Origin of the sequence: Paenibacillus sp. PL91, from assembly GCF_012935325.2 — a bacterium.
GTDB lineage: Bacteria > Bacillota > Bacilli > Paenibacillales > Paenibacillaceae > Pristimantibacillus.
The window spans coordinates 94,846-116,346 of the sequence record NZ_JABBYG020000015.1; the positions used below are offsets into that span (position 1 = coordinate 94,846).

General features: G+C 50.5%; 14 protein-coding genes. 13 read left to right on the forward strand and 1 reads right to left on the reverse strand.

The genetic code is table 11. The features are described 5' to 3' along the window. The first annotated feature begins 7 nt into the window (after nucleotides 1–7). From HI950_RS36475 to HI950_RS26605, 10 genes are all read left to right on the forward strand, one after another. On the forward strand, nucleotides 8–2,041 hold the full coding sequence (locus HI950_RS36475) for an ABC transporter ATP-binding protein (protein ID WP_169089442.1): 2,034 nt from the start codon (nucleotides 8–10) through the stop codon (nucleotides 2,039–2,041). Between the two features lie 138 nt (nucleotides 2,042–2,179). Beyond that, the gene (locus HI950_RS26565; RefSeq protein ID WP_187768173.1) at nucleotides 2,180–3,019 is read left to right on the forward strand and encodes an STM4015 family protein; all 840 of its coding nucleotides are present in this window, start codon (nucleotides 2,180–2,182) and stop codon (nucleotides 3,017–3,019) included. Further along, nucleotides 2,992–4,245, forward strand: coding sequence for an STM4014 family protein (locus HI950_RS26570; RefSeq protein WP_223285513.1), 1,254 nt, complete (start codon nucleotides 2,992–2,994; stop codon nucleotides 4,243–4,245). Before HI950_RS26565 ends, HI950_RS26570 begins: the two co-directional genes overlap by 28 nt. Nucleotides 4,246–4,251: 6 nt before the next feature. Beyond that, nucleotides 4,252–5,037 (forward strand): STM4013/SEN3800 family hydrolase, encoded by a 786-nt coding sequence (locus HI950_RS26575; protein WP_169089446.1) that lies wholly within the window; start codon nucleotides 4,252–4,254, stop codon nucleotides 5,035–5,037. Nucleotides 5,038–5,054: 17 nt separating this feature from the next. Next, nucleotides 5,055–6,410, forward strand: coding sequence for an STM4012 family radical SAM protein (locus HI950_RS26580; RefSeq protein ID WP_223285520.1), 1,356 nt, complete (start codon nucleotides 5,055–5,057; stop codon nucleotides 6,408–6,410). Then, nucleotides 6,407–7,279: an STM4011 family radical SAM protein gene (locus tag HI950_RS26585; RefSeq protein WP_169089448.1), complete on the forward strand. Its 873-nt coding sequence runs from the start codon at nucleotides 6,407–6,409 to the stop codon at nucleotides 7,277–7,279. Before HI950_RS26580 ends, HI950_RS26585 begins: the two co-directional genes overlap by 4 nt. A gap of 196 nt (nucleotides 7,280–7,475) precedes the next feature. Further along, nucleotides 7,476–7,898: a MoaD/ThiS family protein gene (locus HI950_RS26590; protein ID WP_169089450.1), complete on the forward strand. Its 423-nt coding sequence runs from the start codon at nucleotides 7,476–7,478 to the stop codon at nucleotides 7,896–7,898. A gap of 24 nt (nucleotides 7,899–7,922) precedes the next feature. Beyond that, complete coding sequence (locus HI950_RS26595) at nucleotides 7,923–12,872, forward strand: DUF4132 domain-containing protein (RefSeq protein ID WP_223285514.1); 4,950 nt, start codon at nucleotides 7,923–7,925, stop codon at nucleotides 12,870–12,872. Nucleotides 12,873–13,065: 193 nt separating this feature from the next. After that, on the forward strand, nucleotides 13,066–13,599 hold the full coding sequence (locus HI950_RS26600; protein WP_169089455.1) for a type 1 glutamine amidotransferase domain-containing protein: 534 nt from the start codon (nucleotides 13,066–13,068) through the stop codon (nucleotides 13,597–13,599). Nucleotides 13,600–14,995: 1,396 nt separating this feature from the next. Then, the gene (locus HI950_RS26605) at nucleotides 14,996–15,637 is read left to right on the forward strand and encodes a hypothetical protein (RefSeq protein ID WP_169089457.1); all 642 of its coding nucleotides are present in this window, start codon (nucleotides 14,996–14,998) and stop codon (nucleotides 15,635–15,637) included. Between the two features lie 78 nt (nucleotides 15,638–15,715). Here HI950_RS26605 and HI950_RS26610 read toward each other — a convergent pair whose 3' ends face one another. Next, nucleotides 15,716–16,534: an alpha/beta fold hydrolase gene (locus tag HI950_RS26610; RefSeq protein ID WP_169089459.1), complete on the reverse strand. Its 819-nt coding sequence runs from the start codon at nucleotides 16,532–16,534 to the stop codon at nucleotides 15,716–15,718. A 117-nt stretch (nucleotides 16,535–16,651) separates the two neighbouring features. On the opposite strand from HI950_RS26610, the gene HI950_RS26615 reads away from it, so the two are divergent. The 3 genes from HI950_RS26615 (at nucleotide 16,652) to HI950_RS26625 (ending at nucleotide 21,443) form a co-directional block, all read left to right on the forward strand. Further along, complete coding sequence (locus tag HI950_RS26615) at nucleotides 16,652–17,338, forward strand: M50 family metallopeptidase (protein WP_169089460.1); 687 nt, start codon at nucleotides 16,652–16,654, stop codon at nucleotides 17,336–17,338. 23 nt (nucleotides 17,339–17,361) lie between these two features. Continuing rightward, nucleotides 17,362–18,180, forward strand: coding sequence for a PPK2 family polyphosphate kinase (locus HI950_RS26620; RefSeq protein ID WP_169089462.1), 819 nt, complete (start codon nucleotides 17,362–17,364; stop codon nucleotides 18,178–18,180). A 140-nt stretch (nucleotides 18,181–18,320) separates the two neighbouring features. Further along, the gene (locus HI950_RS26625; protein WP_169089464.1) at nucleotides 18,321–21,443 is read left to right on the forward strand and encodes a hybrid sensor histidine kinase/response regulator; all 3,123 of its coding nucleotides are present in this window, start codon (nucleotides 18,321–18,323) and stop codon (nucleotides 21,441–21,443) included. Nucleotides 21,444–21,501 lie beyond the last annotated feature (58 nt).

Sequence of the window (21,501 nt, forward strand, 5' to 3'; positions counted from 1 at the left end):
CATTCATTTGAAAACATTGCTTGAAATTGAGCATCTGACCGTCAAGTTTGCTACTCCCAAAGGCTGGTTAACCGCGATCTCGGACGTGTCGCTTAGCATGAAGCCGGGCGAGACGGTATGTCTAGTCGGAGAATCCGGCAGCGGCAAGACGATTACTTCCAAATCGGTTATGCGTTTGATCGACTATGAGAACGGCGTTATCGCAAGCGGCGAGATGAAGCTGGACGGCATCGATCTTGTACGCACGCCTCAAAAAGGCATGCACACGCTGCGCGGCAAAAAAATGGCGATGGTGTTTCAGGAGCCGATGTCGGCCTTTGATCCGGTCTTCACAATCGGCAGCCAAATTGTGGAGGTCATTGTTGCCCATAAGCTAGGAAACCGCGAGAAGGCGCGGGAGCGTGCCATTCATTTGCTCGGCCGCGTCGGCATTCCCGAGCCGGAGCTGCGGATGAAGCAGTATCCGGGCGAGCTGTCCGGCGGAATGCTGCAGCGGGCAATGATAGCGATGGCACTCGCCTGCGGACCGGAGCTGCTTATCGCTGACGAGCCTACAACAGCGCTCGATATGACGATCCAAGCGCAAATTTTGCAGCTGCTGCAGGAGCTTAAGACAGAATTTAATATGTCGATTCTTCTTATTACGCATGACATGGGCATAGCTGCCGAAATGGCTGACCGCATCATTGTAATGTATGCGGGTCAAGTCGTTGAGCAAGCGACAGCTGAGCAATTGTTTGAGCAACCTCATCATCCTTACACGCAAGGCTTGCTGCGATCCGTTACGACGCTGGACAGCGATAGAGGCTCCAAGCTGTTCTCGATTGATGGAAGCATTCCGAATTTATTCGAGCTGCCGACAGGCTGCCGCTTCCACCCAAGATGCCCGCATGCAACAGAGAAATGCATGAAGGAAAGCCCGCCTCTCTTTGATGTTAATGAACGCCAAGCGGCGTGCTGGCATGCAGAGGAGCTGGCGGAGGCGCAGGCTTGGAAGCATGCAGCTAAGGCAAGCGTTTCTTTATCGGCAACAGATATAAGGCAAGGCAGCCATGAAGCGCCGGAAGCGGCTTTTGCCGAAAATCTATTTGAAATCGAAGGCTTGCGAAAATATTACCCGCTTGGAAAAAGCTTGCTGTCGCGCCAATCAGCTGCCATTCGCGCTGTCGATGACGTATCCTTCCAGATTCGCAAGGGGGAAACGTTTGGCCTAGTTGGCGAATCGGGCAGCGGCAAATCGACGCTCGGCCGCGTTATTATGCAGCTAGAGAGGGCAACGGCGGGCAAAGTGAGCTTTGCAGGGCAGCAGCTAACGGAGCTGAAGCCATCGCAGCTGCATGATGTGCGCAAGGACATGCAGATGATCTTTCAAGATCCCTACGGCTCGATGAATCCTCGCTGGCGAGTGGGTGATATCATAGGAGAACCGCTATCGATCCACACTTTGCTCAGCGCAGCGGAGAGACAATTGCGAATTGAAGAGCTGCTGCATGTTGTTGGCCTTAATCCATCCTGGCATTCGCGTTATCCGCATGAGTTTTCCGGCGGCCAGCGGCAGCGTATCGGCATCGCAAGAGCGATCGCGCTGCGTCCATCCTTTGTGTTAGCCGATGAAGCGGTATCGGCGCTTGATGTATCGGTGCAAGCGCAAATCGTCAATTTGATGCAGGATTTGCAGCAAAGCCTTGGGCTGACGTATTTATTCATTGCCCATGGCCTTCACGTAGTTAGACATATCTCGAACCGGATCGGGGTCATGTATTTAGGCAAGCTTGTAGAGATTGCCGATAGCGAGGAACTGTTTATGCACCCGGCGCATCATTATACGAAAGCGCTGATTGCCTCGATTCCTTGGCCGGACCCGTCCCGCAAGAGAGGGCTTCAAAGCATTAACGGCGAAATTCCGTCCCCCGCAAATCCCCCTTCAGGCTGTCGTTTTCATACCCGCTGCCCCGCAGCGACCGCGCTGTGCAAGAATGAGCAGCCGGAGCTGCATGAGCTTGAACAAGGGCACTTTGTAGCATGTCATTACCCTGCTTAAAAGCCGAGAGACTCCTTTGCTGGGGTTCTCGGTTTTTGTCGTCTGCGGGTAGGCACATATGACTAAGGGACCATTGACGTGCTTAAAAATACCATGGTAACCTAATTCCATATGGAAACAATTGGAGGGATACTCTTGATTGAAATTCGCTTATCGGTTGGCTATGACGAGTATGAAGAAGGTATTAGAATGTCTAGCTTGATCGAAAAATTGGCATCGAGCGAGGATGGCAAGCAGCTGTCTATACTAACGATTGGCGATTGGGGTCAGGCGTATGAGAATTCTCCGGACAGCTTCATGGAAACGTTGATCAGCCATAAGGATGCTTTTCCTAACTTAACGAAACTATTTATTGGAGATATGGGCTTTGAGGAATGCGAGGTTTCCTGGATTAACCAGACGAATCTCTCTCCGCTGCTTGCGGCATTTCCGAATTTGCAGTCGTTATCGATAAAGGGCAGCCAAGAATTAAGCTTGCAGCCGCTCGTTCACGATAAGCTTCAGGAGCTGGTCATTATTTGCGGAGGGCTGCCGAAGTCGGTGCTTGAGGAAATCACGAGCGCGAGGCTGCCTGAGCTGAAGAGGCTGGAGCTTTATTTGGGCGTAGAGGATTACGGCTTTGACGGCGGAATCGAGGATGTGCTGCCGCTGATGAAGGGGGATCTATTCCCGAACCTTAAATATTTGGGTTTAAAAGACAGCGAGATTCAGGACGAAATCGCGATTGCGATCGCGGATGCGCCAATTTTGGACCAATTGGATACGCTTGATCTCTCTTACGGCACGTTATCCGATGAAGGCGGGGCAGCGCTGCTTGCGAGCGAGCGCATTAAGAAGCTGAAGCATCTTAACCTAAGCTATCACTATATGTCGGGCGAGCTGCTGGAGCGCTGGAAGCAATCGGGCTTGTCGGTCGACGTGACCGATCAGCAGGAAGCGGATGAAGACGATTGGCGTTACCCATTTCTAACCGAGTGATGGGCAGCTATTCCTCAAACGGAGGCAGAGAGACTCCCTTTCTATTAATAGGGAATCCGGCAAACAAAAGGACAAAGGGTCTGCAGGCGGCAAGAAGCAAGCTGGGGCTGGCTCCGGCTGTTGTGCTCTCTTATGAGCAGCTGCTTAAGCGGAACGTGTACATACAAGACGTACTGCAACAAATGACAGGCGGCGGAGAGATCATCATACGGCTTGATGCGCCCGGAGAGGACCAGGCGGTTGAACGGGAGCTGATCGCTTGGGGAGCACCCGACCGCAGCGGTGACGATGTCTTCTGGTCTGCAAGCTCGCTGCCTGAGCGCATATCGATATCGGCGACGGACGCGCTTGCGCTTCCTCTCCAGCATGGACGAATCTATTATCCGGCGCAGTGGTACCGTGGTTATTGCCGGTTTCTTGCCGCTATGCAGCGCGAGGTAAGGGCTTCGAAAATAGCCGTCCGCTGGGTCAATTCGCCAGGCAGCATCGCGAGCATGTTCGACAAAAGAAGCTGCTGGCAGCTGTTGTCCCGCCACGGCCTGCGCGTACCGGCATTGCCGGCGCCTGTTGGAGCGGTCAGAAGCTACGATGAGCTGCAAACGGCCATCTCTAGCAGCGGAATGAGGCGGCTATTCATCAAGCTCGCCTGCGGCTCCGGCGCTTCCGGCGTTATCGCTTACCAGATCAATCCGCGCACAGGCGATGAGCTTGCCATAACGACCATCGGCATTGAGGAGCATGCGGGAAGCAGCAGCTTTTACAATGCCGGCCTGCTGAGGCATTACCGAGAGCATTCCGATATTCGGCAAATCATTGACTGGGTATGCAGGGAAGGCGCGCATATCGAGCGCTGGATCGAGAAGGACAGCTTCGAGAGCAAGTCGTTTGACGTTCGCCAGCTCGTCGTGAACGGCGAGGCTTGCCATACGGTGCTGAGGCTGAGCAGCACGCCTATTACCAATCTGCATCTTCGCAACGAGCGAAGGATGGATATCGACGGGATTCTATCCGCTGAGGTGAAGCAAGCGGTGAAGCTAACGTCAGAAGCCGCGCTCCGGGCATTTCCGGGCAGCACTGCGGCGGGCGTGGACGTGCTCGTTCAACGAGGCAGCGGACTTACCTATGCGATAGACATCAATCCATTTGGCGATCTGCTTTATGGCGCGGAGTATGAGGGGATGAACACCTATGAATGGCAAATGCGAGAGCTTCTCAGAAAGGAATAGCGACGAATGCTGGATATGAACCAAATCGTGGGCGCCCACGATATTTTGATGATCACGCTCGATACGCTGCGCTATGATGCGGCGAAGCTTGAGGAACCGAACTGTCCGAATCTTTGCGCTGGCGGAGGCTGGGAGAAGCGGCATTCGCCGGGCAGCTTTACTTACGCGGCCCATCATGCTTTTTTCGGCGGCTTTCTCCCGACGCCCGCGAACACGGATAAAGCTTCTCATGTTAGGCTGTTCCATACCAAAAATACAGGGCTCAAGACGCACCCTCATACATGGTTATTTGACGCTCCGGATCTCGTATCCGGCTTGCAGGAGGCTGGCTACCGGACGATCTGCATCGGAGGCGTCATTTTTTTTACGAAGAAAAATAAGCTTGCCAAGGTGCTTCCAAGTTATTTTCAAGAAAGCTATTGGAGAATGGCCTTTGGGGTGACCAATCCCCGCTCGACCGAGCATCAGGTGAACCATGCGCTGAAGCTGCTGGAGAAGGCAGACCCTGCTGAAAGACTGTTTTTGTTCATGAATATATCCGCCATGCACGGTCCTAATCACTACTTCGTTCCTGGCGCGAAAAAGGATTCTGTAGAGACGCAGCGTGCGGCGCTGCGGTATGTGGACAGCCAGCTTGGCGTATTGTTCGAAGCGATGCGGCGCCGGGGCAAAACGCTTTGCCTAGCGTTCTCCGATCATGGGACGGCATACGGCGAGGACGGCTACGAGGGACATCGTTTGGCGCATGAGGTCGTTTGGAACGTGCCTTATCGCGAGTTTATATTGGAATAAGGAGGGGAAGCAGCTTGCTGCACACATCATCGCAACAATCTTCTCCCGAGCAGCGGGAGCGGGAGCAGCGCTTTACGCAGGCCCCATACCGATCGTACCTGTATTCCTACCCGCACAAAACGGCTTATCGGGATTTGCACCCCGCGCAATCGCTGAAGGAGCTGTGGGAGCGGGATCAAACGGACTATCACTTTTTGTATATGCACATTCCTTTTTGCGGAGTGCGCTGCGGCTTTTGCAATTTATTTACGCTGCCGGATCGGCGCGTGGATGTCCATGAGCAATATGTTGATGCGCTTCAGCGTCAAGCGGAGCAATGGGCGCCTTGGTTCCAAAATCGATCGTTCTCCAGATTCGCGATTGGCGGGGGAACGCCAACGCTGCTGGAAGCGAGCCAATTGAATAGGTTGTTCGACATTGCTGAGCATACGATGGGGCTTGATCCCATGCTGGCATCGATATCGGTAGAAACGTCACCGGAAACGGTAACCGCAGATCGGATGCGCGTGCTGAAGGATAGGCTCGTTGACCGCGTCAGCATGGGTATCCAAAGCTTTGTAGAAGAGGAAGCCGCAGCTATCTACCGTCCGCAGAAGCCGCGGCTTGCGGAGGAATCGCTGGAAGCGCTGATGAGCTATCAATTTCCGCTCGTTAATGTAGATCTCATCTATGGCTTGCCTGGGCAAAATGCGGATACATGGCTGTACTCCCTCGAGAAGGCGATCAGCTACGGACCGGGCGAAATATTTATTTACCCGCTTTATACGCGCGAAAATACGATATTGAAGCCGGAGCAAATACGCAGCGCAGGTGACGATATTAGGCTCTCGCTCTATCATATCGCCCGTCAGCGTCTGGAGTCTGCGGGCTACAGGCAATATTCAATGAGACGCTTTGCTAAGGATAATCCTTTTGATCATAAGAACGTGCTGCCCTTCAGCTGCCAAGAGGAAGGCATGGTCGGCCTCGGCTGCGGAGCCCGTTCCTACACGCGCGAGGTACATTATGCTTCACGATACGGCGTGAGCACGGCTGCTACAAGAAGCATCATTGAGGATTACGTAACAGCCGAGCGCCACGATACGGCAGATTACGGCTTTATTTTGAGCGAAGCGGAGCAAAAGCGCAGGTATATTCTAAAGGCGCTGCTGCACCGGGAGGGACTTGAGCTGTCCGCATACGAAGGGCGTTTCGGGACTGATCTTCTAGGGGAGCAGCCCGATTTGGTGGAGCTGCTTGGCACCGGGCTAGCCGAGCTTGATGCAGGAATATTGCGGCTGACGACGGATGGCTTGGCTTATTCGGACGCCATCGGGGATGAGCTTATTTCGGGCGAGGTAAGAGAGCTGATGAACGGGTATATCCTCCGATGAAGGCGATTCTCTATTACCGAGGTGCATTGTCATCCTGCAATTATGACTGTCCGTACTGTCCCTTCAGCAAAACGAAGGATAGCAAGGAGACGCTTGCGAAGGATAAGCAGCAGCTTCATGCCTTCATGGAATGGGTTCGGGAGCAAGGAGCAGCGGGTCATCAGCTGTCGATTTTCTTTAATCCGTACGGAGAAGCGCTTGTTCACCGCTGGTATCGCGATGCGATGATCGAGCTCTCCCATTTGGCGCATGTAGAAAAGGTGGCAGTGCAGACCAATTTATCCGTTAAGCTTGATTGGACGCAGCAGCTTGCGAAGGACAAAGCAGCGTTCTGGGTCACCTATCATCCCGGACAAACGAGCCAAGCTCATTTTCTCGGCCAGTGCATGAACCTGTATGAGCAGGGAATTCCATTCAGCGTAGGCTCGGTTGGCATTCGAAGCGCGTTTGACGCCATTGCGCAGCTGCGAAAGCTGCTCCCGGAGGATGTATACCTGTGGGTGAACGCCTTCAAGGATCGCAAAGCTTACTATACGGAGGATGAGGTTGCTTATTTAACGCAAATCGATCCTTACTTCGGGCTGAATGTGCCCGATTACGACAGCCTTGGCAAGCCGTGCGGCGCAGGGGCAAATGTGTTTTACGTGCAGGGTGCCGGCATCGTCAAGCGCTGCTACAGCGATCGGAAGGTTATTGGGCATCTCTACCTTGACGGACTTACAGGCCTCGCTGGCGAGCGCTCCTGCAGGATGAAGAAATGCGGCTGTTACATCGGCTACATTCATATGCCGGAGCTAGAACTGGAGCGGGTTTATGGGGATAGCCTGCTGGAGCGAATACCTGTAGGGTATGCGCGGCTCGCATACTAGAAGGGATGCTGCGAGTTGTCATTTCGGCAATAGTTAATAAAGCTGCCGCGGAAGGTCATGCGAATGTGCCTCGCGGCGGCTTTTTTATGTAAAAGCATCAATCATCGATTTCAATTATTTTTCTGATTTGGCAACCAAATTCCTTATTATGATACAGTGAGCGTAATACAATATTTAAGAAGCTGGAGGTACAGCTGTGTTAAATGTGTTCATAACGGTTAAAAGCATAGGAAAGAAAAAAAACCATCTTGATCGTCTTGCTTGGCCGCTCGCCGAAGCGCCTCTGACGCTGAAGTCGTTAATCATCGACATAGTGACAACGAATGTCCGGCAGTTCAATGAACGGCAAATCGAGATGCCGCTTGTACCTTTTCTGACGAAGGACGATATCGAGCTGCAGAGCAGAATGGGAAAGGTCGGCTTCGGCGCGATCTATAACGAGAAGAAGGCTGGCGAGGATGAAGCAGTCTCATCGGCGATACTCGCTTTTGAGGACGGCATATACCGGGTGTTTATTAACGGAAATGAGATAGAGCGTTTGGATGATCCGCTTGCGCTGCATGATGGCGATGAAATTGCATTCGTTCGATTTACGATGCTGGCTGGCAGCATGTGGTAGAACGAAGCGAGGGAGGCAATGAGGATGGAAAGAGGAGAACAAAAGCTTTATTTTCAAAATATGAAGGATAAGGTGGAGGAGCTGGCGCTTTCCGATTCGCATAAGCGTTTGGCACTGCTGCTTGTACAAATTAGTGAGCGCGGCTATAACGATTATGAGATCAGCGACCAAATAAAAGAGCAGCTTGCCGTCTTGGCATCGGGAGAGGAGCAGCAGCTGTTCGAGCCGATCGTAGAGATTATCGCAGAGCTGCTGGATGATTCGTATGCTCACTTATTTCGCTATATGGCGGCGCATGCGACGGAATATCCCTACAGCACCGGCTACGCGCGAAGGCCATTCCGAACGAGGGAGCAGCGGCTGCATTTGGATCGATTGCTGACCAAAATGATTTCCTTATTCTACTTGAACGGCCGTCAGTTCTCCGTGCTCGAATATTTGACGAAGGCCAATTACATAGCAGAAAATGAATACCAATTTCCCAAAACAGCCATTGCCGACATTATTGCGTATGGCATTGATGATAACAATGTAGCGGTGATGACCGCGTTAAAGGATATCATATATGGCGATAACAATACGGCTCTTTTGTCGCGCAGCATGATTTCTGGTATTTTTCTTAGCCACAGCCTCGATGCCTATCATATGATGGGCGAGCTGCTCGTTGCTGCCAGATTGCAGGAGGGCTTGCGCCAAAGCATCGTTGAAGCGATGGACGAGGGAACGATCGAAGCGATGCGGTATATGCTGGAGGTCGTCATCGAGCATGATTTGATTCGCTACAGCTCGGTTGTCAGAGCGCTTGATGTATGGACGGGATTAGGGCTCGAAGCCGCCAATTCGAGAGTGGCGAAGCAAAATATTGAATTGGCCGCTAGATGCCTCGGCGACGCCTCGGCATGCGAGGAAGGACTGGCGAGCAGCAATGTGAACGAGCTGTATATGAGCTTATGGGCTATTGCCGTTCGAGAGGAGCAGCAGCTTTATGACAAGATCCGCTTCCTCATGGCGAGCAAGGACGACTACCGTAAAATTGTGGCCCAGTATATGCTGGCGCAAAGCCAAAATGAAGATATCCGCTTCGCGATTGCCAAGGATTGGCTGGGCGAAACGAATAAAGAGCTCCAATACTGGCTCGTATCCAATTATTCTCTCGACTACTCCTACAGGTGGGAGAGAGAGGACGGCGAGAATAAGTCGCGCCTGGAGCTGAAGCAGTCTCCTCATTTATCGGATAAAGCAGCAAGAAGGCAGCAGTATGAGCAATTCAAGCTGATGCTCAGCGCGATGCCATCGAAAGAGCTTTCTGCTAAATCGCAAGTTTTTGATTGGATCAGCTATACCTTTACCTCTGATATGCTCGTTCGAAAGCTGTTCTATTTGACGGCATACGATATGGATTTGGATTGGATTGCAGAGCTTGTTGCGCTAAAGGATACGCTAAGCCCGGATAGTAGAGGCGAGCTGCTTAAGTTTTTTATGAACGATCCGTCGAATAGCGAGCAGCGTTCCTTTCTAATCGCAAGCTTGTCGGACAAAAGCATGAGCAATCGCGAGCTGGCTATTTTGAAGGCCGCCCATTTGGAGCTGAATGACGGTGAAATCGAAGCTGTGGCAGCGCTGCTGAAGCTGAAGACAGGATCGCTGCGTCAGGGGGCTATCGGCTTGCTGCTGAAGCAGCCTGCAAAGCAGCTTGAAGCGGTGCTGGCCCTTCTGCTGCAAAGCCGCAATGAGCTGCAGCGGCTTGCGGCGCTTGAGCTGCTGACGGAGATGAAGGATGAGCCGGTGCATGTCGAGCTTTCGAATGCGCTGAAGGATGAGGTGGATTCGATTGCGGAGCCTACCGATAAAGAGCGGCTGCTGATCGCGAAGCTGAAGCAGCAGGACTCGTATACGCTGAGCAACGGCCTTGGGTTGTTTGATCCGGCCGCGGTAGACGGGGAGCTTACGAGCAGAGAGCAGCTACCATTCTCTGCGCTGCAGGAGGCTCGAAATTATTTTGAGCTGACAATCGAGCAAATCCGGGATTTTGTGACGGGTCTAGCGGACCTTGTTCATCTTCATCGCGAGCATGAATACGAGACGCTCGATTATTCGGGTGCGAAGCAGTCGTTTCTTATTGGCGCTCGGTTGACAGAGCTCAATTGGAGCTATGATTTGGAGGATTCAACCCAAGCTCTGGAGCGGTATCCACTCTCGCAGGTTTGGGCGGAATATTTGGAGGAGAGCGGCTTTGGCGCTGCCGAGCTGCTGCAGCTAGATTTTTACCGGACACAGAAGACGCTATGCGGCTATTATTATGGCGAGCTTGAGCATTGGAGATGGTCTTCTTACGAGCCAGCGGAGGGCTGGCGAAAAGAGCTGCTGGAGCAGCTGTATCCGGTGGAAACGATGCGTGAGGCATTAGGGTTGTTTGAAAATTTGCCCTATGCGCAGCAAGTAAATAAGCTTATTGGCGCTTACACGGAGCAATGCGACAAGCGAGAGCAATTTGAGCCAGCGAATGACGTGTTAAATTTAATTATTCAATGCTTTCCTGCCGAACGCGTCGCCGAGGAGAGTCAACTTCTCGATTTGTACACGAGCTTTTGGGGGAGATGGGTTCGCGCAAATGTACATGACGATGAATCGTTTATCGCTTGCTTCCGTTCCTATTATCACCTCTATGAGATGAACGGTTATGATAACCATCTGCTGACATTATCCGATTTCGCGCGGGCTTACAGCTTGGGCATTATTGATGAGCATGAGCTGCTTAGGGAGCTAATCGTAAGACCGCAAAGCAGCAATCATATCAGGCAGCTTACGAATCCGCAAAATAAGCTGCTGGAGCAATATCCGCAGTTGCTCGAGATCAAGGAAAAAGTCGTGCAGCGCATTTTAGAAATCGAGCTGAATCGCGGGGATTTGGCTACTGAGGTGACGAATCTGGCGACGAGCATTCAGCATATCGAGGGAATGGAACGTTTTCTTTCGATATTGGCAGGGCTCGATAAGGAATCGTTTGTGCGCGGCTATATTTATGGCTACGGAAAAGATGTGACGAAGAAGGAAACGTTCAGTCACCTGCTCAAGGTATGCCATCCGAGCAAGGATGAGGACGAAGCTTTGATGCGAGAGCTGCTGCAGGTCCGCAGCATCGCCGAGACGAGGCTGCTGGAAGCGGCAATGTATGCGCCGCAATGGGTGGATCTCGTGTCGCTCTACTTAGGGTGGAGAGGGCTTCGAAGCGCGGCATGGTATTTTCACGCGCACATCAATGAATCGTTTTCGGCTGAGAAGGAGACGATTGTCGCTCATTATTCGCCAATTTCGCCGCAGGATTTTAACGATGGCGCATTTGATATTGATTGGTTCAGGCAAGCGTACGAGGAGCTTGGCGAAGAGAAGTTCCAGCTGCTGTACAATTGCGCCAAGTATATATCGGCAGGCGCGAATCACCGGAGGTCACAGCTGTTCGCTGATGCAGTCCTCGGCAAGCTGAAGCTCGCGGAGCTGCACGCCTCCGCCTCGGAGAAGCGGAATAAGGATCACTTGCTCAGCTATAGCCTGCTTCCTCTCGGGGTAGGGGGCAAGCAACAAACGCGGGATGTGCTGGATCGTTATACGTTTATTCAGCAGTTTTTGAAGGAGAGCAAGTCGTTCGGCGCTCAGCGCCGGGCAAGTGAAGCGAAGACAGCCAGCATTGCGCTGGATAATTTGGCTCGCAACGCCGGCTATGCAGACGTCATTCGCTTAACCTGGGATATGGAAGGCAAAAAACTCGACGAGCTGCTCCATTATTTTGAGCCGCATCAGCTTGATGATATTTTGACAGCGCAGCTGGTCATCGCTGCGGATGGCAAGACGGATATTCGCGTACTGAAGCATGGCAAGGAATTGAAGTCGGTTCCTGCCACCTATAAGAAGCACGAATATATCACTGCGCTTAAAGAAACTAAATCCGAGCTGACGGAGCAATATAGAAGAGCCCGCGCGGAGCTCGAACGCTCAATGGAAGCCGGAAGCGGCTTCACCTTGCAGGAAGTAAGCAAGCTTGTTCAAAACCCGGTGCTATCTCCTTTGTTCAGCGTGCTCGTATTCAAGGCTGGCGAGACGCTTGGGTATTTTGAAGAGGGGACGCTCGTCAGCCCGCAGGGAGATCGTTATCAGGTGAAGGACGGCGAGCCGCTAGTGATCGCGCATCCCCTTCATTTGTTTGAAAGCGGACAGTGGAGCCTCTATCAAAGGGATTTGTTCGACCGACAGGCGAAGCAGCCTTTCAAGCAAATATTTAGAGAGCTATATTTGCCAAATAGCGATGAGTTGGCAGGCGGCTCGTTGTCTCGCCGATATGCAGGACATCAAGTGCAGCCGCGCAAAACGGTCAGCCTCCTCAAAGGCCGCAGATGGACGGTAAGCTATGAAGAAGGCTTGCAAAAGGTATATTACAAGGAAAATGTCATCGCCAGCATTTATGCGCTAGCCGATTGGTTCTCTCCCTCCGATATCGAGAGTCCGACGCTGGAGACGGTCCGCTTCTATGATCGCCATACGTTCAAAGGGCTGGATATCGCTCAGGTGCCAAGCTTGATCTTCTCCGAGGTAATGAGAGACGTCGATTTGGTCGTCAGTGTGGCTCATGTCGGCGGCGTTGACCCGGAAGCAAGCCTGACTACAATCGGCATTCGTGCAGCTATCGTTCGCGAATCGCTGCGCCTGCTGAAGATCGACAATGTGCGGCTCGAGGGCAATCATGCTTTGATCGCGGGCAAGCTCGGCGAATACAGCGTGCATCTTGGAAGCGGCACCGTTCATAAGCAGGCGAAAGGAGCGCTCGCTATCGTACCCGTCCATTCGCAGCACAGGGGAAGGCTGTTCCTGCCCTTCATGGACGAGGATCCGAAGACGGCGGAGATTTTGTCCAAAATCGTATTGCTGGCGCAGGACTCCAAGCTGAAGGATCCGCAAATATTAGCGCAGCTGCAAGCCTAGCAAATGGAAGAGGGGGCCTCGTGAGGCTCCCTCTTTTCGTGTTTGAGCGATAGGACTTGGGCTGCTTGCTTCAAAAACGACGCCTAATCTTTGTTCGGCGGCTGCAAGCTTTAGTGTGCTGGACCAACATGCTTCAAAAACGTCCAATTGGGGTAAATTACTTTATGGATTGAATACTGAGAGGAGCGTGCATATGATGACGCAGACGAAGAAGGTTGCTTTTCTACTAGCCAATGACTTTGAAGATTCCGAGATGAAGAACCCTTATGATGAAATGGTGAAAAATGGGCATGAAGCCGTTATTATTAGCTTGAAGAGCAATGAGGAGCTGAAAGGGAAGCAGGGATCGATTACGTATACCTCGCACTTGGGTATTGCAGAGGCGAATGCGAGCGATTATGCTGCCATCATTATTCCCGGCGGAAAATCCCCATCCCACCTCATGAATAACGCGGATGTGCAAGCGTTCGTCAAGGAAGCCGATCAAGCCGGCACGACGATTGCGGCTATTTGCCACGGTCCGCAAATATTGGAGGCGGCTGGCCTGCTCAAGGGCCGTACGCTGACCTCTTACCCTGGAATCTCTTCGGAGATTAAAGCAGCGGGAGGCAATTTTGTCGACAAAGAGGTAGTCGTGGACCGCAACTGGGTAACATCGCGGACGCCTGAGGATGAGCCCGCCTTCATCCGCGAGACGATTGAGAAGCTTGGCGTAAACGCATGGTAGGCTGAGCTTTGCACGCGAAGATGGATGTGTGTTCAGCGAATATAAAACAATGAGGGAACATTCGCAACGTATAACTCCCAATAAGAAAATGAGCATTAGAAGCGATTCTAGTTGCTCGTTTTCTTATTTTTGTCCCAACAAATTAGTGAAATAAAGAGCCTTCTCGTAAGCCATAATAGCTTTTGCCTTTGCAGTAGTTATTCATTCAGAAAACGTCATGCAGCGCTGGTGTTTTAGAATGGATGAAGTGACTGCCAACCCAGCACTCAGCCTCTAGTCCCCAGCCACCTAGCAATCCAGCAACCAAAAACCAAAAACCAAAAACCAAAAACCAAAAACCAAAAACCAAAAACCAAAAACCGAGCACCCCAGCATCTTAACCCCTCAACCCCAATCAACTGACGAACTCAGCATCCGAGTAACTAGCAATCCGCAATCGAGCAATCAGCCCCCTAGCCCTCAATAACCGATTAATTCAGCAAACCCAGCAAACCCAGCCCCCAGCCCCATCAACTAGCAACTCTCCAACCCACCTTAAGCGTCCAAGGTGAGAGGATTAACGGGAAAAGCTCCCGTTAATTCAACGAATTCCGGGCTGAAATTAGAATTAGAAGGATTTTCTCCAGTTAATTTTTCATTTTTTTAGGCCATATCGAATGAAAGGGCTTCATTTAACGGGAGTATATCCAGCTAATTGGTCTTTTTGCGTTCTCGATGAGAAATCAACGGGACATATTCCTGTTACTTTCTGTTCAATTGTCAAGATTAAAGGATACTTGGTGAATGAGTTCATGAGAGGGGTTTGAGATCGTCTATCGCAGCTCATTGGTTGTATCATCATCTATGAATGCCACGTGGCTGAAGCGCTAATAGTCCATCTGAGCAGTCCATCAAGACCTGATCAGTCCATCCAAACCAGTCCTCCCTGCCTTCCTGATTGTTCTCCAACCGTCTCAATCGGTCTGGAGAAAGATTAACGGGAAAAGCTCCCGTTAATTCAAGGGATTTCTGACTCAAATTAGAATTAAAAGGATTTTCTCCAGTTAATTTCTCATTTTTAGCCCATATCGACAGAAAGGCTTCATTTAACGGGAGTATATCCAGCTAATTGGTCTTTTTGCCTTCTCGATGAGAAATTAGCGGGACATTTTCCTGTTACTTTTCAATTGCCAAGATTAAAGGATACTTGGTGAATGAGTTCATGCGAGGAGATAGATCGTTTATCGCAGCACGGTGGTTGTATCATCATCTATGAATGCCATGTGACTGAAGCGCCCACGGTTCCAGCTGCTTATGAAATTGATGCGGGGAAGGCTAGCTCGGCAAAATTGTTTTCCGTACCTAATTGCAGTATATTTGACGTATAGCTACTTCATTTTAAGGAGGCCGTGCTTGAATGCCCGATACCAAATATATGGACAAGTCTGCCGCCGCCCCGGGTATTCATTCATCCTCAAAAGTGAGTAAATCCGCTGTTATAGAAATGGGTTTAGTGGCATTAAGTGAGCTGGGTGCGGATCATATTTGCAAGGTTTGCATCGCAAACAGCGGCTCCTGCTGCAACGGTTGTCGGCATTTGCTTGACGGCGTGGGCTGCCAGAAGCGAAACACGAGCTGTACCGCATGGTTATGCGGCTTTCATAAATATTTATTGTTCGAGGTTGGTCAGTTAGAGGAATGGAATGAATTTTGGAATCAGGTGCCTGGCCAAGATTTTCGTGAGGACTTCACACCTGAGCAGATCCGGATAGAAAAAAAATTGCGCAGGCAGCAGCAAACGATGGATCATCTTGGCGAAGCGCTCGCTGCGGATTTGCAGGAACTGGCTAGATCACATATTGCAATCGGCCTTATTCTCACGCTGCGGGAGAAGCTGGATAAAAATATCGATCTGCTTATGAACGGCGATAATGATCCTAAGAAGAAAGTAAGAATAAAAAGAAAAATTAAAGTACTGACGAGCGACTTCCAGCGCTTCCACTACCTATTGGCTAAGTATCATGAGCAGCAAGCGGACGAGACCGCCCCTAACCACTAAACGAAGCCGGAATCGCTCAACCTTCCAAAACGCAAAAAAAGGCGGAACAGGTGTTATCCTGCTCCGCCTTTTTTATGTCTATTTTAAAAACTCCATAAGCTCTTTATTGAATCTGGCAGGCTCATCATAAAGCATGCCATGGCCGCTTTCCTCAAAGGTTACGAGCGTCGAGCCGTCAATGCCTTCCAGCAGCTGCTTCGCAAACTCAGGCGGACAGATCGTGTCGAGCGAGCCTTGGAAAATCGTGGTAGCCGTTTTGATTTGCAGTATATCGGAGCGCAAGTCCTCGTCGCGAAGCGATTCGAACGTTCGAACCGTTCCCCAAGCGGAGGCTTCCAGACCCAGCTGCTGCAGCCAATCCTTAAAGGGCACGCTTATCGCTTCCGCATCCGATGCTTTAGCCATAAACTTCTCCCCAAAATCGCGCAGGAGCTGAGGACGGTCCTTTTTGACAGCGGCGATTTGGGCATCGGCATCTTCCCTCTTCATGCCATGCGGAAAATCATCCCGCTGCGTGAACGAAGGAGCAGCCGCGCCAAGCAGCGCAAGCTTGCGGATGCCATAGCCGCCATGGCGCGCCATATAACGGACAGCGATCGCTCCGCCTACTGAGAAGCCGACCAGATAAGCCTGATCCAGCTTCAAATAATCGACAACCGCTTTTACGTCATCTGCAAGCCGATCATAGTCGTAGCCCGTTGCTGGTGCGTGAGATTTGCCGAAGCCGCGCTGGTCAATTCCGATGCAGCGGTAGCCCTGCTCGGACAGCAGAGTGAACTGGTATTCAAACATCTGGCTGCTCAGCGGCCAGCCATGCAGGAAGATGACGGGGGTGCCGGAGCCGATATCCTCAACGTAAAGCCTTACGTTTTTTTCAACCTCAATGTAACGTCCCATAATATCTCTCCTCTCGCTTCTATTCTTATTCTTACCCATTTAAGGATCGTTTGAAAAATAAATCTTTCTCATCCGTATGATGAGTTAAAATAAAAGCAGAGGATTGGAGGCTGATGCATGTTTTCTTGGCTTAGAATGGCGGTTATCCTTATCGTTACGATTTTTTTGACCCGATTCATTCCCTTTTCGGCATTTTTTCAAAACGTAAATACATTGGTCCACGAGCTTGCCCATGCAGTTGCGACGCTTCTGCTTAAGGGGAGCGTCATGCACATTTACTTGTACGCTGACCAGAGCGGTGTGACCTATACGGCGTATACTAACAGCTGGATGATCATTCCGATAGCGCTCGCGGGCTATACCGGCTCGGCGTTGTTTTCCTTGCTGCTTTTCTTTTTGCATGCGAAAGGAAAGGACCGCTTTGGACTCGCCTTAATTGCGGCAGCAGCGGGAGTCGCGCTTGCTCTATTTGTTCGAAATGGGTATGGGATGGCTTGGAGCGCGGGTTTTACGGCATTGACGGTACTTATTTATTTTGCTGCACCAAGCTGGCTGCGGACCGGTTATTATTTGCTGCTCGCATTCATTTGTCTGGTGGAGTCAGTCATTAGTCCGTTTATTTTATTTTATATTGCGGTTACCGAGCCTGCTTCTGCAGGAGATGCAGCTAGCCTAAGCGGAGTAACGTTTTTACCGGCCTTTGTATGGTCAGCTATCTTCTGCGTCTTCGCGCTATGGTGCGCCAAAATTGCGATCGGATATTTGTTTAGAAGAAAGCCTAGTGGGATACTAATAAATAAATAATGATAGGGAAGGCTGTGATGTGAATGTCCAAGAGCTATAGGCTGCCCGCCAGGAAAAAGGTGGATTTGACCGATATCGATCCGAAGGATACAGGCCGTTTTCTAAACAAGGATGAGGCTGCTCAGAAGATTGCGGAGCTTGAGCAGGAGCTGCAGCATTTGCAGGAGAAGCTCGCCGCTGGCAAGGAACAGGCGGTGCTGTTTATTTTTCAGGGCATGGATTGCAGCGGAAAAGATGGGGTTATTAAGAAAGTGTTTGCTGGATTGCATCCGCATGGCATATCTGCCCACAGCTTCAAGACGCCTACGGAGGTGGAAGCGAGTCATGATTTTTTGTGGAGAGCGCATCACGCAGTTCCCGCCCTTGGCCAAATCGCTGTCTTTAATCGTTCCTATTACGAGGAAGTGCTCATAACGAGAGTGCATGGAAAGGTGAAGGACGAGGAGGCCAAGCAGCGGTTTAAGCATATTAATCATTTCGAAGCCTTGCTGTCCGATCGCGGTGTGAAGGTGGTCAAAATCTTTTTGCATATATCGAAGCAGTTCCAGCTTGAGAAGCTTATAAGCCGAATCGAGGACCCGAGCAAAAATTGGAAGTTTGATCCTTCCGATTTATTGGAGCGCAAATCATGGAAGCAGTATCGCGGGTATTACGAGGAGCTGTTCGAGAAATGCAGCAAAGAAGCGCCATGGCATGTGGTGCCCTCTGATAATAGATGGTATCGCAATTATGCGGTGCTCCAAATCGCAGTAGAAGCTTTGCGGAGCTTGGAGCTGAAGGAACCGCCAGCGAATCCCGACTTGCAGCTGCTGCTGGAGGATCTCAAGAAAGAGGAAGACTAGTGCTGTCTCCATGTTCTCTAGCAGTCCTTACATGTTCTCTAGCAGTCCATTACATGCTCCCTAGTAGTCCATATCTCTACTCCATGGTATTATAAATGTGGAAATATACGGGATATGGATGAAAAGATGTAGGGGGCTTTATGCAAAAAGGCAATAATCGGATGACAAAGAAATGGTGGGCGATCATTTTATTTTTCATTATAGTTTCATCTTTTCCTATTTATGGTTATTTTTATAATATAGCGAGTCAAGGAGAGCCGCAGTCCAGTGCGGGTGCCCTTGATTTGCGGAATTGGAATTTCGAATCTGACGGCAATGTGGCTCTAAATGGGGAATGGGAGTTTTATCGCAATCAGCTGCTGACGCCTGAGCATTTTGCTGAAACGGCGTCTTCAGCGCTCAAGAGGCCTGAGCTTACAGGTCTTTTTCCTGTGCCTGGCGAGTGGAATAGCTATATTTCGGAATCTGGCCATCCAGAGGCTGCAGGGTTCGGTACCTATAGACTCAGAGTAGAGCTGAGCAGCAAGGACAATGAGACTTTATACGGCATTCGTACAACGAACATTCGGATGGCTAATAAAGTGTTTCTTAATGGCAGGGAAGCAGGGGGAAGCGGAAGGCCGAGCGCATCTAAGGAAGCAGGAAGGCCCAATAACATCCCTTATGTAGGCTTTGTATCGGTAGAAGGCAACCAGGTTGAGGTTATCGTTCAAGTTTCCAATTACATTTATGAATCGGGCGGGATGATATATCCCATTTGGTTTGGACATGAGGATGACATTCGGAAGAGCCGCGAGCTGGCGTTGTTTGGCGATTTTTTGAATGTCGGCGGATTCTCCTTATTTGCTGTCTTCTTTCTTCTTTTGTTTTTTATGCGGAAGCAGGAGCGCTCATTGCTTTATTTGGCATTGTTTTGCCTATCTATATTAGTTTATGTATTGACGCATGGTGAGAAATTGGTAGCGATAGCGTTGCCGGAGCTGAATTATGAATGGATCTTGAAGCTGCAAAGTATATCCGCGACATGCGCGTATTACTTTCTTTTGCATTACGTGAATGTATCCGTTCCGCATGCCGTTGGCAAAGCTTTATGGCGAGGATGCAACATGATTACAGTTGCCGCCATTATTGCTGCCATATTATTGCCAACATTGCCATACTCCGAGTGGTTTCCGCTCGCATTAGCACCCTCTTTTTTTATAAATGCCGTACTGATTTACTCGCTTGTTAAGGGAGTGCTTCACCGCTCGCGCGATGCGTTTTTTTTGTTGTTGAGCGCCATATGCATTCTGGTGTACGCCATGGTTAATTTAATGAATGTATTTGGTTTGCTAGGAAGTTTCTTCTTCCTTTCTTTTGAGCTTCTTATATTCGTTATCGTTCAGGTTGTCATGCTGTCTCGGCAGTTTTCTCATTCCTTTTATAAAGTGGAGGAGCTATCGCGAAGGCTATTGACGCTGGATGGGCTTAAGGACGAGTTTATGGCGAATACCTCGCATGAGCTTCGTACGCCGCTGCACGCCATCGTAAATATTGCAGAATCTTTGCTCGAGGGGGTAGCGGGGGCGACGAACCCCGATCAATCGCGGCAGCTATCGATGATCGTTTCGACGGGAAGAAGGCTGAACTACCTTATTCATGATATTTTGGACTTTTCGACTTTGCGCAACGGGGAGCTGGTCTTAAATCGGCAAGCCATTGACCTTCCGGCAACCGCGCAGTCAGTGCTGGAGGTCATTGGACATTTAGCGGACAAGAAAGGGATAAGCCTTACGCAGGAGTGGCCTGAACACCTCCCTCTGCTGGATACGGATGAGGATAGGCTTCGGCAAATCCTATTTAACCTGCTTGGCAACGCGGTGAAATTTACCCATCAAGGCGAGATCGGCATATCTGCGAAAGTGAGAGACCAGATGGTGGAAATCAGCGTGAGGGACACGGGCATCGGAATGGCTTGGGATCGTCTGAGCGATATTTTTGAACCTTACAACAGCGCGGCTGCAATGGATCTGCAAGGGGGTTACAGCGGAACGGGAATAGGGCTGAGCATCACGAAAAAGCTCGTCGAGCTGAATGGCGGGCAGATTGGCGTGCAATCCGAGCCGGGTACAGGCTCCGTATTTTATTTTACTCTGCCATCGGCAAGCATCATCGCTGCTAACAAAGCAGCTTTGATCGAAGAGCAAGGAGAGGAGCTCATTCAAACGGCTGCACAAGAAACGGCTGCTGCGATCGTTCATGGGAATGTTGCTTCCCCATATACGGTACTCATTATTGATGATGATCCGGTCAATTTGCAGGTTTTGATCAATCTGCTTTCGATAGACCATTATTCGGTCATCGCGGTTGATAATGGAGCTGATGCTTTGGAGGTACTGGCTGGCATGCGGCGTATCGATCTCGTTATTACGGACTGGACGATGCCGGAAATGTCCGGACTCGAGCTTTGCAGATTAATACGTAAACGCTTTGCGTTATCGGAGCTTCCTGTACTTATGCTCACGGCGAGAAATTTCGAAGGCGATATTGGAGTGGGCTTCAGCGCCGGAGTGAACGATTTTCTGACTAAGCCTGTCGACAGCGCTGTACTGCGCGTGCGTGTGCGGACGCTGCTTGAGCTGCGTCAATCGGTGCAAGCGGCGATTCGTTCGGAGATGGCTTTTTTACAAGCCCAAATCAAGCCGCATTTTCTATATAATGCGATGAATACGATCATATCGATCTGTCATACCGATCCCGAGAAAGCTTCGGAATTGCTTATGGATTTGAGTTATTATTTGCGAAGCAACTTTGATTTTCAAAATCGCGAGCAGGTTGTGAGCTTGGAGAAGGAGCTGGAGCTGGTTCAAGCATATACAGCGATTGAGCAAGCGCGCTTCGGGGAGCGGCTTCGAGTCATTTTCGAAATAGATAAGCCGTTAAAAGGGTTTATTCCTCCGCTTAGCATACAACCGATAGTCGAAAATGCAGTACGGCACGGCGTAATGAAAAAGGCAGCAGGAGGCACGATTGTGCTGAGCATTAGATATAAGAAAGCAAAGCTGATCATTTCCATTTCGGATGATGGGGTAGGGATGAAGCAAAGCGAGACAAGTACGTTGTTGCAGAGCCATGACCAAAGAAAGCGAACGGGGGTCGGACTTATCAATATCCACAGGCGCTTGCTGTCTTTGTACGGTGCGGGGCTAAGCATTTCTAGCAAAAGCGAGGAGGGAACAACGATAACCTTTGAGGTGCCTCAGCTTCAAAAAGCAAGCGTGTAAGCAGCATGCTTATTCGGTTATCCCTAAGGCTGTCGCATAAGGGGCCTGCAGGGATAAC

What these genes read in the sequence shown, in the direction of transcription:
- HI950_RS26575 (WP_169089446.1), top strand. Translation starts at nt 4,252, where the DNA reads ATGCTGGATATGAACCAAATCGTGGGCGCCCACGATATTTTGATGATC.
- HI950_RS26585 (WP_169089448.1), top strand. Translation starts at nt 6,407, where the DNA reads ATGAAGGCGATTCTCTATTACCGAGGTGCATTGTCATCCTGCAATTAT.
- HI950_RS26595 (WP_223285514.1), top strand. Translation starts at nt 7,923, where the DNA reads ATGGAAAGAGGAGAACAAAAGCTTTATTTTCAAAATATGAAGGATAAG.
- HI950_RS26600 (WP_169089455.1), top strand. Translation starts at nt 13,066, where the DNA reads ATGATGACGCAGACGAAGAAGGTTGCTTTTCTACTAGCCAATGACTTT.
- HI950_RS26605 (WP_169089457.1), top strand. Translation starts at nt 14,996, where the DNA reads ATGCCCGATACCAAATATATGGACAAGTCTGCCGCCGCCCCGGGTATT.
- HI950_RS26610 (WP_169089459.1), bottom strand. Translation starts at nt 16,534, where the DNA reads ATGGGACGTTACATTGAGGTTGAAAAAAACGTAAGGCTTTACGTTGAG.
- HI950_RS26615 (WP_169089460.1), top strand. Translation starts at nt 16,652, where the DNA reads ATGTTTTCTTGGCTTAGAATGGCGGTTATCCTTATCGTTACGATTTTT.
- HI950_RS26620 (WP_169089462.1), top strand. Translation starts at nt 17,362, where the DNA reads ATGTCCAAGAGCTATAGGCTGCCCGCCAGGAAAAAGGTGGATTTGACC.
- HI950_RS26625 (WP_169089464.1), top strand. Translation starts at nt 18,321, where the DNA reads ATGCAAAAAGGCAATAATCGGATGACAAAGAAATGGTGGGCGATCATT.